Annotated in this window: 13 protein-coding genes; 10 read left to right on the top strand and 3 right to left on the bottom strand. The window is 71.6% G+C overall.

The annotated features are described in order from the left end of the window. Nucleotides 1–248 precede the first annotated feature (248 nt). The gene (locus ACGFYU_RS36380) at nucleotides 249–1889 is read left to right on the top strand and encodes an LPXTG cell wall anchor domain-containing protein (RefSeq protein ID WP_393831587.1); all 1641 of its coding nucleotides are present in this window, start codon (nucleotides 249–251) and stop codon (nucleotides 1887–1889) included. 287 nt (nucleotides 1890–2176) lie between these two features. Here the strand turns inward: ACGFYU_RS36380 and ACGFYU_RS36375 are convergent, their stop codons facing one another. Then, entirely contained in the window at nucleotides 2177–2440 is a 264-nt protein-coding gene (locus ACGFYU_RS36375; protein WP_393831586.1) for a chorismate mutase, read from the bottom strand. Between the two features lie 297 nt (nucleotides 2441–2737). On the opposite strand from ACGFYU_RS36375, the gene guaA reads away from it, so the two are divergent. The 4 genes from guaA to ACGFYU_RS36355 all read left to right on the top strand — a co-directional run bounded on the left by guaA (nucleotide 2738) and on the right by ACGFYU_RS36355 (nucleotide 7146). After that, complete coding sequence (gene guaA, locus ACGFYU_RS36370) at nucleotides 2738–4336, top strand: glutamine-hydrolyzing GMP synthase (RefSeq protein ID WP_393831585.1); 1599 nt, start codon at nucleotides 2738–2740, stop codon at nucleotides 4334–4336. A 131-nt stretch (nucleotides 4337–4467) separates the two neighbouring features. Beyond that, nucleotides 4468–5247 carry a class II aldolase/adducin family protein gene (locus ACGFYU_RS36365; RefSeq protein ID WP_393831584.1) on the top strand — a complete coding sequence of 260 codons (780 nt, stop codon included), beginning with the start codon at nucleotides 4468–4470 and terminating at the stop codon, nucleotides 5245–5247. Nucleotides 5248–5373: 126 nt separating this feature from the next. Continuing rightward, entirely contained in the window at nucleotides 5374–6615 is a 1242-nt protein-coding gene (locus ACGFYU_RS36360; RefSeq protein ID WP_393831583.1) for a hypothetical protein, read from the top strand. Between the two features lie 18 nt (nucleotides 6616–6633). Continuing rightward, complete coding sequence (locus tag ACGFYU_RS36355) at nucleotides 6634–7146, top strand: DoxX family protein (RefSeq protein ID WP_393831582.1); 513 nt, start codon at nucleotides 6634–6636, stop codon at nucleotides 7144–7146. On the opposite strand, the gene ACGFYU_RS36350 is transcribed toward ACGFYU_RS36355, so the two are convergent. Further along, nucleotides 7092–7313 (bottom strand): hypothetical protein, encoded by a 222-nt coding sequence (locus tag ACGFYU_RS36350; RefSeq protein WP_393831581.1) that lies wholly within the window; start codon nucleotides 7311–7313, stop codon nucleotides 7092–7094. The two genes, ACGFYU_RS36355 and ACGFYU_RS36350, sit on opposite strands and share 55 nt — an antisense overlap. Further along, the gene (locus ACGFYU_RS36345; RefSeq protein WP_393831580.1) at nucleotides 7303–8598 is read right to left on the bottom strand and encodes a PspC domain-containing protein; all 1296 of its coding nucleotides are present in this window, start codon (nucleotides 8596–8598) and stop codon (nucleotides 7303–7305) included. Before ACGFYU_RS36345 ends, ACGFYU_RS36350 begins: the two co-directional genes overlap by 11 nt. Nucleotides 8599–8729: 131 nt before the next feature. On the opposite strand from ACGFYU_RS36345, the gene ACGFYU_RS36340 reads away from it, so the two are divergent. From ACGFYU_RS36340 to ACGFYU_RS36320, 5 genes are all read left to right on the top strand, one after another. After that, on the top strand, nucleotides 8730–10025 hold the full coding sequence (locus ACGFYU_RS36340) for a PspC domain-containing protein (protein WP_393831579.1): 1296 nt from the start codon (nucleotides 8730–8732) through the stop codon (nucleotides 10023–10025). Further along, complete coding sequence (locus tag ACGFYU_RS36335) at nucleotides 10022–10723, top strand: LuxR C-terminal-related transcriptional regulator (protein ID WP_393831578.1); 702 nt, start codon at nucleotides 10022–10024, stop codon at nucleotides 10721–10723. Before ACGFYU_RS36340 ends, ACGFYU_RS36335 begins: the two co-directional genes overlap by 4 nt. A gap of 83 nt (nucleotides 10724–10806) precedes the next feature. Further along, a complete protein-coding gene (locus tag ACGFYU_RS36330) occupies nucleotides 10807–11919 on the top strand; it encodes an alpha/beta hydrolase (RefSeq protein WP_393831577.1) in 1113 nt (370 codons plus the stop codon). Nucleotides 11920–12149: 230 nt separating this feature from the next. Then, a complete protein-coding gene (locus tag ACGFYU_RS36325) occupies nucleotides 12150–12545 on the top strand; it encodes a hypothetical protein (protein ID WP_393831576.1) in 396 nt (131 codons plus the stop codon). 230 nt (nucleotides 12546–12775) lie between these two features. Next, nucleotides 12776–13453 (top strand): hypothetical protein, encoded by a 678-nt coding sequence (locus tag ACGFYU_RS36320; RefSeq protein WP_393831575.1) that lies wholly within the window; start codon nucleotides 12776–12778, stop codon nucleotides 13451–13453. Nucleotide 13454: the final 1 nt, after the last annotated feature.

The following is a 13454-nucleotide window of genomic DNA, read 5'->3' as shown; positions in this document are numbered from 1 at the left end:
GCGGCGTGGGGGGTGAGCTGGCGGGGGCGGCCGCTGCCCCCGCGGCGGGGCGGGGGGCCCCGGGGGGGGGCCCCCGGGGCGGGGGGGGGGGCCGCGCCCCCCCCCCCCCGCGCCCCCCCCCCACCGCGGTACATGTGTGACCGGTGTTCCGCCGTGATGGTTGTACCGGAATCCCGAAGGCCGGTCTGTGTCGTCGATCACGTGGCGAAGCGTGCAACCGAGGCCCGGGGCCGGTGGTCAAGGGGTGCATGAGAAAGCGCATCTCCCTGCTGGCGGCAGCCGGCCTGGCGTCCGTAGGCCTGGCCGCCGCCCCCGCGAACGCCGCGGATCCCGTCTTCACGCTCACCAGCCCGACGGAGATCGGCCTGCGCCCGCACCCCGGGCAGAGCGGTCAGCCGCAGAAGACCTCGGTCGAGTTCCGGGTCGAGAACGAGACCGGGAACGTCTTCGGCCGTCAGACCACCTTCACGATCGACCTGAGCACGCTCAAGGGGGTCGCCGACGTCACGCTCGACAAGGACCGGTCCAACGGCTGCACGCTCGCCGCCACGACGGTGACCTGCAAGGACTGGGCGATCTGGACGCACAGCAGTGACGTCGTGACCCTGGACCTCACCGCCGCCAGGGACAGCAAGGTCGGCACGGTCGCCGACCTGACGATGACCGGCAAGGCGGAGGGCGCCACCTTCAAGTCCGCCACCACCAAGGTCAAGGTGGGCGGCCCGGACCTGGTGCTGAAGGAGGCCCCCCTCAAGGCGAAGCTCGTCCCGGGCGAGACGCAGCAGCTGCCGATCGTCTTCACCAACGCGGGCACGGAGTCCGTCGACGGCGTGGCGCTGGAGGTGAACACCTCGCACGGCATCGGGCTCGTCGAGCGGTACGACAACTGCTCCTACAGCCAGAACGACGGCGCGGGCCGGCCGTGGAACGCGGGCTGGAACACCGCGGTGTGCATCCTCGACGGCGAGTACAAGCCGGGCACGGTCTACGAGGTCGACGGCGCGCTGACCCTCAAGGCGGCCCCGCACGCCTTCATCGACGGGATGACCTACGCGGTGCACGCGGCCGGCGCCCAGCCGAAGACCACCCAGAAGCTGGAGCGGCCGAGCACCGGCAAGAAGCTGACCGCCGTGGAGCGGCCGGCCAAGGCCACCCGGCAGTCCGCGGAGATCGACCCGTCGGACAACCAGCACGAGTTCGACTTCCAGACGAAGAACACCGCCGACTTCGCGGCGCGCCCCGTGTCCCTCAAGGGCAAGGCCGGCGACACGGTCAAGGCGGACTTCGGCTTCGACAACAAGGGCCCGGCGTGGGTCGCCTACCTGCGCTCGGGTGAGGACGTCGCCCGGACGGACATCGTCGTCCCGCAGGGCGCCAAGGTGACGAAGGCTCCGGAGCAGTGCCGCGGGGTCAACGCCGACGGCACCTACCGCGAGCAGAACCTGGGTGCTCCCCGCTACTTCTGCGGAACCACCCACATCGTGGGCGAGGCGGAGAAGGTCTCCCACCCGTTCGAGCTGAAGATCGAGAAGGTCGTGGCCGACGCCACGGGCTCCATCGCGGTCGGCCAGTGGATCCCGTCGGGCACCGAGCCGCAGGCCTTCGACCCGAACCACGCCAACAACAAGGCCGCCTTCGTGATCAACGCCAAGGACGGCGGCACCACGCCGAGCCCGAGCCCGACCACCAGCGCCACCCCGACGCCGACGGGCTCCGCCACCGCGTCGGCCACGCCGAGCCCCACCGCGAGCACCGGCACCACGGCGCAGGGCGGCCTCGCCAGCACCGGCGCCACCGCCGGTCCGATCCTGATCGCCGGCGCGGTCCTCGTCGCCGCCGGCGGCGCGCTGTTCCTGGTCTTCCGCCGTCGGGCCACCGGTCGCGCGTAGCCACGTAGAACGACACAGAAGAACGGCCGGTCCGGGGCGTCCCCCGGTCCGGCCGTCTTTTCATGGGGTGACCGGGCTGCTGTCCCCTGCCGTCCGGTCACGCGAAGGAGCGAGGTCCCACGACGCACGCTCCACGGGGCGTACGTCTCATCGCTCCTGCGGAGCCACGCGTGGTGTTGCGGTCCCGCACCTGGCTGGCGCGGACATCCTCACCAACGAAGGGCACCTGGGGCGGTCACGCTCCGGACGGGTGACGAACACCCGCTCAAGGGCCCGGGGCCCCGGGCTCAGACGCGGCCGCGGCACAGCTCCAGCAGGGTCATGGACAGGGCGGTGCCGGGCTTGCCGAGGGCGTCGCTCCAGTGGGAGAGCACCTCCATCTCCCGTGAGAGGTGCACCCGGCGGCCGCCCGAGGAGATCCGGGCCTCCTGGATGACGGTCGAGACGGCCATCCGCTCCTGGATCAGGCCGATGATCCGGTCGTCGAGGGCGTCGATGCGCTCGCGGGAGTCGGCGATCAGCTGCTCGGGGGTGGTGGTGATCGTGGTCATGACGGTTCTCCTTGGGGGTCGTGGCCCGAAGGAGCGGAAACGCCGGAGCGCCCCGGTCCTGTCGGACCGGGGCGCTCTGGGAAGTCAGTGGCTCAAGCGAGCATCACGAGGACCCATGGCGACCGGACCGGCCGGTGCCATAGGTAAAGAGGAAGCTCAGCTGCTTGCGCATGGAACGGATTATTACCCTCCGTCCCGCTCCGGGCCAACCGGGTTCGGATGGTGAGACGAATGGGTGGTGGCGTCCACCGTTAGAATCGACAAATACAACCACCTCATCCGCCGGAAGGCCGTCCCGTGCCAGAAGCACCCTCCGCCGCCCACGACAGCGCCCCGGACACGGTTCTCGTCGTCGACTTCGGCGCCCAGTACGCCCAGCTCATCGCCCGCCGCGTCCGCGAGGCACGGGTCTACAGCGAGATCGTCCCCAGCACGATGCCGGTGGCCGAGATGCTGGCCAAGGACCCCAAGGCGATCATCCTCTCCGGCGGCCCGTCCTCCGTGTACGAGGAGGGCGCCCCGCGCCTGGACGACGCCCGCGCCCTCTTCGAGGCCGGTGTCCCCGTCTTCGGCATGTGCTACGGCTTCCAGCTGATGGCGACCACCCTCGGCGGCACCGTCGACAACACGGGCGCGCGCGAGTACGGCCGTACGCCGCTGTCGGTCTCCAAGGCCGGCTCCACCCTCTTCGAGGGCACCCCCGAGCACCAGTCGGTGTGGATGTCGCACGGTGACGCCTGCTCCGCCGCCCCCGAGGGCTTCACCGTCACCGCGTCGACGAACGTCGTCCCGGTCGCGGCCTTCGAGAACGACGCGCAGAAGCTGTACGGCGTGCAGTACCACCCCGAGGTGATGCACTCCACGCACGGCCAGCAGGTCCTGGAGCACTTCCTCTACCGCGGTGCGGGCCTGGAGCCCACCTGGACCACCGGCAACATCGTCGAGGAGCAGATCGAGGCGATCCGCCAGCAGGTCGGCGACAAGCGCGCCATCTGCGGCCTCTCCGGCGGCGTGGACTCCGCGGTCGCCGCAGCCCTCGTGCAGAAGGCCATCGGCTCGCAGCTGACCTGCGTGTACGTCGACCACGGCCTGATGCGCAAGGGCGAGACCGAGCAGGTCGAGAAGGACTTCGTCGCCGCCACGGGCGTGCAGCTGAAGGTCGTAGACGCCCAGGAGCGCTTCCTGAACGCGCTGGCCGGCGTCTCCGACCCGGAGACCAAGCGCAAGATCATCGGCCGCGAGTTCATCCGCGTCTTCGAGCAGGCCCAGTCCGAGATCATCGACGAGGCCGAGGGCGGCCCGGAGGTGGCCTTCCTGGTCCAGGGCACCCTGTACCCGGACGTCGTCGAGTCCGGCGGCGGCACCGGCACCGCCAACATCAAGTCCCACCACAACGTGGGCGGCCTCCCCGAGGACATCGAGTTCGAGCTCGTCGAGCCGCTGCGCCAGCTGTTCAAGGACGAGGTCCGGATGGTCGGCCAGGAGCTCGGCCTGCCCGAGGAGATCGTCCAGCGCCAGCCCTTCCCGGGCCCGGGCCTGGGCATCCGCATCGTCGGCGAGGTCACCAAGGACCGCCTGGACCTGCTGCGCGAGGCCGACGCCATCGCCCGCCACGAGCTCACCGCGGCCGGCCTGGACCGCGAGATCTGGCAGTGCCCGGTCGTCCTGCTCGCGGACGTCCGCAGTGTCGGCGTGCAGGGCGACGGCCGCACCTACGGCCACCCGATCGTGCTGCGCCCCGTCTCCTCCGAGGACGCGATGACCGCGGACTGGACGCGCATGCCGTACGAGGTGCTCGCGCGGATCTCCACCCGCATCACCAACGAGGTGCCGGACGTGAACCGCGTGGTCCTGGACTGCACGAGCAAGCCCCCGGGCACCATCGAGTGGGAGTAGGCCCCACCCGCCCGTGACGAAGCCGCCGCTCCCACCGGGGAGCGGCGGCTTCGCCGTACCTATGGTCACTTGGCGGCCGCGCCGGTACCTTGCGCCGCGACCGCCGCGCGCCGTGACCACAAGGAGGGGCCATGCCGGATCAGCCCGTACCCGTACCCGCCCCCGCCCCCGTGCCGGTGGACCGGCTGGCCTTCGAGATGCCGCCCGTGCACGCGGACCCGGCCGAGGAGCGCGCGTACCGCAAGGAGCGGCTCGCCGGGGCGCTGCGGCTGTTCGGGCGCCTCGGGTACGAGGACGGGGTCGCCGGGCACGTCACCGCGCGCGACCCGGAGTTCGAGGACTGCTTCTGGGTGAACCCCTTCGGCCGGGCCTTCGCCGGCCTCGGCCCCGAGGACCTGCTGCTGGTCGACGGGGAGGGGCGGGTGGTCCAGGGCGAGCGGAGGGTCAACCAGCTCGCCTTCGCCGTGCACGCGGCCGTGCACCGGGCGCGCCCCGAGGCCGTGGCCGTCGTCCGCACGCAGGCCCCGTACGGACGCGCGCTGGCCTGCCTCGGCGAGCTGCTCGCCCCCGTCACCCATGAGGCCTGCGCCTTCTACGAGGACCACGCGCTCCTCGACGAGTACGCGGGCGCGCAGGACGGCGCGCGGATCGCCCTCGCGCTGGGCCCGTACAAGGCGCTGATCCTGCGCAACCAGGGGCTGCTGACGGTCGGCGGCTCGGTGGACGCGGCCGCGTGGTGGTTCATCGCGGCCGAGCGCGCGGCGCAGGTCCAGCTGATCGCGCGGGCGGCCGGGAAGCCGGTGCTCATCGACCACCACAGCGCCGTGGCCACGCGCGAGCGGTTCGGCGGCGATCTGGCCGCCTGGGTGAGCTACCAGCCGCTCTGGCAGACGGTGGCGTCAACATCATGAACGGTTAATCACCTGCTCTGACATCGTGCGCAATCCGGAACACTGCCGCAGTGGTGCACAATTCGCTGGCATTGCACCGTAGTTCAGAGAGGCGGCACGCACGTGGCTGTCCAAGAGATGTCTGAGATGTCCAGAGGTGTCCACACGGCCGCCTGCGCCTGCGACGACTGCGCGCGCGAGGGCCACCGCCGGGCCCTCGCCGGGTTCCTGGAGAAGCGGGACGAGTTCGCCTCCGGCCAGGGAGTGCCGGCCGCCGTCGCCCACTCGCTGGGGGCGTCGCGCCAGTGGGTTTCCGACGAACTGACCCTGTCGGCACGCACCGTCGCCGACCGGGGCAGGGAGGCCGGGACCTCCTGGCTGTACCTGTTCTCCCGGCGGGCCGTCCTCGCCGTGTGGATCGCCGCCGGCGTCCTGCTGCTCGTCCAGGTCGGCACCGCGCTCGGCACCGGCTGGTCCACGGCCCGCACCGCCGGGCTGCTGGCCGCGCTGGTGCTGGCCGGGCTGCTCACGGTCGCGGCCCGCGCCCAGTCGGTGCGCGGCGGGCTGCTGGCCCCGCTGGTCGGCGAGGACAACCGGCTGTCCACCTCGAAGGCCGTGCCGAGCGCCTGGGTGGTGCTGACGGCGTTCGCCGCGCTGCTGCCCGCGCTGCGGCTGGCGGCCTCGGCGCCCGGGCCGGAGCGGCAGGCGCTGTACGCGGGGCTCGCACTGGACCGGGCGCTGCCGCTGCTGGCGGTGGTCGCGCTGACCTCGGCGGTGGCCGTGCTGGTGCGCCGGGTGGTCTCCGTACGGATCATGGGCCAGCGGCTGCAGAAGCTGCCGGCCGACCGGCCGCGCGGGGTGGACCTGCTCACCGACGACGCGGGGCGCGGGAGCTTCCCGGACGCCCAGTACGTACTGGTCTCCACGGTGGTGCTGGCCTACGCGGCGGTGTCGCTGGCCCGCTTCCCGGAGCGGCTCCCGCAGCTGCCGTGGGCGCTGGCCCTGCTGGTGGCGCTGTCGGCCGCCGTCTACCTGGCCGCCAAGTACGCGGAAGGCAGTCGCCCGCTGGTGCTGTCGGTGGTGCGCAGACGGGAGCCCGGGGATCTGGACGCGGCCGTCCGACCCGGGGACGACATCGAGATCCGGGGGGTGGGCTTCGTGCCGCCCGGGGCGCAGACGCCGGAGATGCTGGCGCGGCTGGTGGTGCGGATCGGCGCGGTGCACGTGCACGTGCCGCTGGTCCCGGTGGCCGGCGGGTTCACCAACCCCTCGGACACGGTCCTGACGGTGCCGGTCCCGGCGGAAGTGGAACCCGGCCGGATCGAGCTCCTGGTGGTGACCGCCGCCGGAGTGGAATCCAACCGCTGCACCATCGACGTGGCCGAGTGATGGGGGTACACATGACCCGTGACCCGAACCGATGTTCCTGACGTCCCCCGGTTGAGCGATTCCCCGATCAAGGAGCAGGCGGTCCGCCACGCGCTGCTGCCGCTGCGGATCTTCCTCGGCGTGACCTTCGTGTACGCGGGCCTCGACAAGCTGACCGACTCCGCGTTCCTCTCCGCCGCCGGCGAGGGCTCCATCGGCGACCTGATGCGCGGGGTGCGCGACACCTCCGCGGTCCCGGCCCTGGTGGACCTGGCGCTCAAGGCTCCCGTCGGCTTCGCCGTGGTCCTGGCCATCGGGGAGATCCTGGTCGGCCTCGGAACCCTGGCCGGCCTGCTGACCCGTATCGCGGCCGTCGGCGGAGCGCTGATCTCGCTCAGCCTGTGGCTCACCGTGTCGTGGGCGGTGACCCCGTACTACTACGGCAACGACCTGATCTACCTGCTGGCCTGGACCCCGCTGATCCTCGCCGGGGCGGCCTACCCGTCCCTGGACTCGCTGATCCGGTCGCGCCGGTCCCGCCGCAGGGCGTAGGTGATCATCCCCGTCAGGGCGGCGAGGGTCAGTCCGCCCACGGTCAGCGCGATGACCAGGAACCACGGCAGATCGACCCGGCCGGTCGCGTCGAGGAGATAGAGCACGCCCGCCGTGATCAGGGCCAGCCCCGCGATCAGCCGTCCCGGCTGGAACTCATGACGCACGGGCCACCTCCACCTGTCCCACACCCGCGTTCAGGTGCAGCTCGATCGTGCCGCCGGCCTCGGTGCCGGCGGCGGGCGGAAGCGTCGCCTCCTGGTGGTCGCCGCCGCTGCGGATGCGCACGTCCTGGCTGGTCTCCCCGGGCAGCTGGATGTCGCCCAGCCGGATCGAGACGTCGGCCACGGCCGTCACCTCGCGGGGCACGACCACCTTGAGCCGCCCCGCGTCGAGGGAGGCGCGGACCGCCACCGTCGTGCCCTTCGGTACGTCCAGGCGGCTCAGGTCCAAGGTGGCGAGCCCGGTGCCCGCGTCGTAGACGGGCTTGACGTCGGCCACCGCGGCCGGGCGCCACTCGACCTCCCGCCAGTCCGTGCCGATGTCCCGGGGCAGCACCGAGGCCCCCGCCAGCAGCCCGGCGGTCAGGAGCGCCAGCAGCACCGTGCCGAAGCCGGTACGGCCCTTGACCGAACTGACCGCGAGGCCCAGACCGAACACGGCCAGGGCGGAGGCGAAGCCGATCTGCAGCGCGTGGCTGAGGGTGCTGCCCTCCCACACCGAGGTGGTGGAGCAGGCCCCGGCGAGCAGCGCCAGGACGAAGACCCGGCCGCCGATGCCGCCGCGCGGGCGGGCCGGGGCGTCGGGCTTCCTCGCGGCCCCGGCCGCGGCGGGCTCGCGCACCGCGTCGGCGTCGTCGTCCGGGCCCCACAGGTAGCCCGTGGTGCCGACCGGGCCGGTGGTGCCGTCCTTGACCAGCGGGTCCCGCCACCAGGAGGGGCCGCCCGGGGTCGGCGGGGCCTTCGTCTCCGGCGGGGCGGGGGAGTGCGCGGCGGGGGCCTTCGTCTCCGGCGGGGAGGTGTGCCGCCGCCGCTGCGACCAGTACGAGGCTCCGCCCAGAGCCAGGATGGCCAGGACCGAGAAGACCGCGAGGCCGCCGTTGTCCAGCATCGACAGGAACAGCGCGCAGCCCACCAGCGCGGCGAACACCGCGGCGAGGGTCGCCCCCTCGATCCGGCCGGTCAGCATCTTCTTCGCCTCGCTGTCCTCCTCGCCCTCGACGGGGAGCAGCAGCCACGCGAAGCCGTAGAAGATCAGGCCGACGCCCCCGGTGACCGCGAGGACCCCGAGGACGATCCGGAAGATCACGGGATCCAGGTCGAAGTACCGGCCAAGACCCCCGCACACGCCCGCGAGCAACTTGTCGCGCTTGCTGCGGCGCAGGGGCGGACGGGCGTCCGGCGGGGCAGGGGCCCGCGGGTCCTCCGGCGGGGCGTCGTGCACTTCGGTCATGGGTCCATGGTGACGGGCCGCCGAGGCGCGCGGCACCGGGCCCGACCCTGGCACAACCCTGATATCCCCCCGACAGAACTGGGGGGATGCCCTGATGCCCGGCCGCCCGCGCGCGTGTGACCATCGATGGCATGCCGTCCGTAGCCGCCACCCGCACCCCCCTCGCACCGGATCCCGAGGAAGCGCCGCAGCGCAAGCTCTACCGCAGCGCCGACGGCCGGATGCTCGGCGGTGTCGCGCGGGGCCTCGCCGGACACCTCGGGCTGCCCGTGGTCTGGGTCCGGCTCGCCTTCCTCATGCTGTTCATGTGGGGGGACGGCCTCGGCATCCTGCTCTACGCCGCCTTCTGGGTCTTCGTACCGCTGGGCGTCGGCGGCCGTACCGGGCACCGCTCCTTCTTCGAGACCCTCGCCGACGGCAGCCGCCGCCTGCGCAAGCCCGACCGAGGGCAGATCACCGCACTGATCGCGCTGTTCATCGGCGCGGGCATCTTCATCTCCAAGGTCCAGGTCGGCGGCGCCTCCGGCCGGTACGTGTGGCCGACGCTGCTGGTCGGGGCCGGTGTGGTCCTCGTATGGCGGCAGGCCGACAACGCCCGCCGCGCCCACTGGAACGAGGCCGTCGGACGGCACGGACGCCTCTTCCAGGCCGCCCGGGCCCTCGCCGGCGTCGCCCTCGTCGGCGTCGGGCTCACCGTCTTCATCGTCGTACGGGGCTCCGCCGCCCAGCTCGGCAACGTCCTGACCGCGACCCTCGCCGTCCTTGTCGGCATCGCCCTGCTCGCCGGACCCTGGCTGATCCGGATGACCCAGGACCTCTCCGAGGAGCGCCTGATGCGCATCCGCGCCCAGGAACGTGCCGAGGTCGCCGCCCACGTGCACGACTCCGTCCTGCACACCCTCACCCTGATCCAGCGCAACGCGGAGGACGTCGGCGAGGTCCGCCGGCTGGCGCGGGCGCAGGAGCGCGAGCTGCGGAACTGGCTCTACAAGCCCGAGGGCACCGGCAAGGACGAGGCCGAGGAGCCGGCCACCCTCGCTGAGGCCGTGAAGAAGACCGCCGCCGAGGTGGAGGACCACCACGGCGTCCCCATCGAGGTCGTCCTCGTCGGCGACTGCCCGCTCGACGAGCGGCTGGCGGCCCAGATCCAGGCCGCACGCGAGGCGATGGTCAACGCCGCCAAGTACGGTGGCGAGGGCGGGCCCGTGCAGGTGTACGCGGAGGTGGAGGGGCAGACGGTGTTCGTGTCCGTACGGGACCGGGGACCGGGCTTCGACATCGACGCGGTACCGGACGACCGCATGGGCGTACGAGAATCGATCATCGGCCGGATGCAGCGCAACGGGGGGACCGCGGTGCTGCGGTCCGCGCCCGACGGCGGCACGGTGGTCGAACTGGAGATGGAGAGGGCGGCGAACGCAGCATGACCGAAGAAGCCGGTACGAACGAGAGCGCGACCGAGGCCCGGCGGGTCCGGGTGGTGCTCGTCGACGACCACCGGATGTTCCGCACGGGCGTACAGGCCGAGATCGGCGACACCGCGCGGACCGGCGTCGAGGTCGTCGGCGAAGCCGCAGACGTGGACCAGGCCGTCACCGTCATCACCGCCACCCGCCCCGAGGTGGTCCTGCTCGACGTGCACCTGCCCGGCGGCGGCGGGGTCGAGGTGCTGCGCCGCTGCGCCCCGCTGATGGCGTCGGCCGAGCACCCCGTACGGTTCCTGGCCCTGTCGGTGTCGGACGCGGCCGAGGACGTCATCGGGGTCATCCGCGGCGGCGCGCGCGGCTACGTCACCAAGACCATCACCGGCACCGACCTGGTGAACTCGATCTTCCGGGTGCAGGACGGGGACGCGGTCTTCTCGCCGCGGCTGGCCGGCTTCGTGCTCGACGCCTTCGCCTCGACGGACGCCCCGCCGGTCGACGAGGACCTGGACCGCCTCACGCAGCGCGAGCGCGAGGTGCTGCGGCTCATCGCGCGCGGGTACGCGTACAAGGAGATCGCCAAGCAGCTCTTCATCTCGGTGAAGACGGTCGAGTCGCACGTCTCGGCGGTGCTCAGGAAGCTCCAGCTCTCCAACCGCCACGAGCTGACCCGCTGGGCCACCGCACGCCGTCTGGTGTGACCGCCCGGTAGGGCGGGGTGTGATCCACGACGCAGGGGGGCGGGGCAACCGGAGGGCGGCGCACCGCCCTCTTGGGTGGCGTGATGAGCCTGACGGGGACCCCCCTTTTCGCGACGGTGGCCGTGCTGGCCGCGATCGCCGTCGTCCTGCCGCTGGCCGTGTGGAGCAAGGTGCGCGGCCCCGCCGTCGTGCGCGTCGCGACCCGCGGCCTGATGGTGGTCTTCGCGCAGGTCACCGCCATCGCGCTGGTATTCGTCGCGGTCAACCGGGACATGAACTTCTACGCCTCCTGGGGAGACCTGTTCGGCACCGGCAAGTACGTCACCGCCGCCCCCGACCTCGGCCCGGACGGGCTCGGCGGGAAGAAGGCAGCCGAGGTCAAGGCCGAGCCCAAGGTCAAGCAGGCGTTCCAGCCGGTCGAAGGACTCGGCGGCCGGGTCCAGAAGACCGAGCTCGACGGGAAGATCTCCGGGGTCAAGGGCGACGTCATGGTGTGGCTGCCGCCGCAGTACGACGACCCGGCCTTCAAGGACAAGAAGTTCCCGGTGGTCGAGCTGATCCCGGGCATACCCGGGACGGGCAAGTCCTGGTTCCAGGGGCTCAAGGCGCACGAGGTGCTGGAGCCGCTGATGAAGAGCGGCAAGGTGAAGCCGTTCATCCTCGTCTCGCCGCGCGCCATGCTGCTGGGCAACGCCGACACCGGCTGCGCCAACATCACCGGCAAGGTCAACGCCGACAGCTGGTTCAGCGTCGACGTCCGCAAGATGGTCACCGACAACTTCCGGGTGTCGGACGAGGCCCGCACCTGGGGCGTCGCCGGCTACTCGGCCGGCGCGTACTGCGCCGCCAAGCTGGCGATCTCCCACCCCGACCGCTACAGCGCGGCCGTCTCCCTGTCCGGCTACAACGACCCGGGCCAGGAGCCCTCGTCGCTGGTCGCGCAGGACCCGGAGCTGCGGCGCACCCACAACCTGAAGGCCGTCCTGAAGGCCACGCCCGCGCCGCCGGCGGTCTCGCTGTGGATGTCGGGCGCCGAGCAGGACGGCTACCTGTCCGGCATGGACCTCAAGGCGCTCGCGCAGAGCCCGACCGCGGTCCACGCGGAGAAGGTGACCGGCGGCCACAACCTCGACTCGTGGTCGAAGCAGCTACCGCAGACCTTCCAGTGGCTCAGCGGCGTGGTCAAGACGCCGTAGCGGCAGCGCTCGGCTCGCCCGTCCGAGTGGCCGGGGCAGCGGTGAGCGGGGACCATGGAAGAAGAGAGCGGTGCCCCTTGGGGACGTGAAACGTCGGGACCATGAGGCCTTCGGGCACTGTCCCTGTCCCAGGCCCGTCCATTCGCCTGGCGGCCCGGTCCCACTTGCCGTTTGTGCGGCGGCCGTATGGCCGGCTGCCAGGACGGAGAGTCATGTGGGTTCCCCTCGTAGTGAGCGTCGTTCTGCTCGTGTTCCTCATCGCCCTCGTGGTGTGGATCTACCGCCGCAACCCCGAGTCACCCCCGGTCCCTGAACGGCGTCCCTTCGCGCAACCTCCGAGGTCCGACGTTCCAGGTCGTGCCGAGGAACTTCCGACGTTCCAGGTCGTGGCGCTGGGGTTGCAGGGTTCGGGCAAGACGTTGCTGCTGGCCAGCATGTACCACCGGCTCCAGTCACCGGCAGGCCAGAGCTATTACCTCCGCGTTCCCTCGGACGCGGACAGGATGCAACTCAACCAAGTGGTACACGCAGATGGCGGACTCGGCGGTGGCGGACGGCTGGCCGGCCGGAACCGCGAAGGGGGAGTCGCGGCACTTCTCGTTCATGGTGAAGGCCCGCACCCCTGACGGCGCTGTCCACCCCATTCTGGAGCTGAAATACCTGGAGTACGCGGGTGAACTCCTGACGGAGCCTCAGGCACCCGGATCGACGGTGCAGGAAGAGCTCTTCGACCACATCCGCCGGGGCCGACGCGCTGATCGGGATCATCGACGGCAATCACATCCGGCAGCATCTGGACGGTGTCCCCCAGGGGCTGATCCGTCTTGAGCAGACCCTCGACGCCCTGGTGCCGACCATGATCGAGGCGGCGTGTCCCGTCAGCTTCGTCATCACCAAGTGGGACCTGCTCTCGGATCTGCACCCCAACGACGAACGGATCCGCCTGGAATTCGTGCAGGACCTGCTGACGTCGAACGACCACTTCCGGACGCTGGTGAAGATCCAAGGCGCAACCCGGGTGGTCCGGCTCATCCCCGTCAGTTCGGTGGGTCCGGGTTTCGCGACCGTCGACCCCACCGGGAGGATCGTCAAACTGCCTCAGGGGATAGTGCACCCCACCCGCGTGGACGTTCCGTTGTCGGCCGTGGTCCCCGACCTGTTCGAGCAGGTGGAGGGCCGGCTCGACCAGGCTGCCCGAGAGGCCTTCTATGCCGAGGTGCGCCGACGTAGCCAGATGACCCCGATGGACGCGGTTGCCTCCCTGGCCGCCTTCGCCGGCCGGGTGACGGGCAAGGCCGTGATCGCCACGTTGGGCGCTTCGGCGGCGACGCTAGCGGGGAACGCCGTACTGGGACTCTTCCTCGACTCCCATGGCGGGGCGCAGGCGCGGCGCCAGGAGCGGCTCAATCGGGAGTTGAACCAGATTCAGCAAGGATATGAAGACTTCCGTGAAGCGCGGCGCCGGGTCATCGAAGACATGCGCCGGAAAGTGGCCGTCATGGAAGACCAGTTGCCGCACTCCAGGCTGTCCTGAC

Origin of the sequence: Streptomyces sp. NPDC048337, assembly GCF_043201175.1 — a bacterium.
Lineage (GTDB): Bacteria > Actinomycetota > Actinomycetes > Streptomycetales > Streptomycetaceae > Streptomyces.
This window is presented reverse-complemented; position numbering and strand designations above follow the sequence as displayed.

Coding starts and splice junctions, on each gene's coding strand:
- ACGFYU_RS36380 (WP_393831587.1), top strand. CDS start 249: ATGAGAAAGCGCATCTCCCTGCTGGCGGCAGCCGGCCTGGCGTCCGTA.
- ACGFYU_RS36375 (WP_393831586.1), bottom strand. CDS start 2,440: ATGACCACGATCACCACCACCCCCGAGCAGCTGATCGCCGACTCCCGC.
- ACGFYU_RS36365 (WP_393831584.1), top strand. CDS start 4,468: ATGCCGGATCAGCCCGTACCCGTACCCGCCCCCGCCCCCGTGCCGGTG.
- ACGFYU_RS36360 (WP_393831583.1), top strand. CDS start 5,374: ATGTCCAGAGGTGTCCACACGGCCGCCTGCGCCTGCGACGACTGCGCG.
- ACGFYU_RS36345 (WP_393831580.1), bottom strand. CDS start 8,598: ATGACCGAAGTGCACGACGCCCCGCCGGAGGACCCGCGGGCCCCTGCC.
- ACGFYU_RS36340 (WP_393831579.1), top strand. CDS start 8,730: ATGCCGTCCGTAGCCGCCACCCGCACCCCCCTCGCACCGGATCCCGAG.
- ACGFYU_RS36335 (WP_393831578.1), top strand. CDS start 10,022: ATGACCGAAGAAGCCGGTACGAACGAGAGCGCGACCGAGGCCCGGCGG.
- ACGFYU_RS36330 (WP_393831577.1), top strand. CDS start 10,807: ATGAGCCTGACGGGGACCCCCCTTTTCGCGACGGTGGCCGTGCTGGCC.
- ACGFYU_RS36320 (WP_393831575.1), top strand. CDS start 12,776: ATGATCGAGGCGGCGTGTCCCGTCAGCTTCGTCATCACCAAGTGGGAC.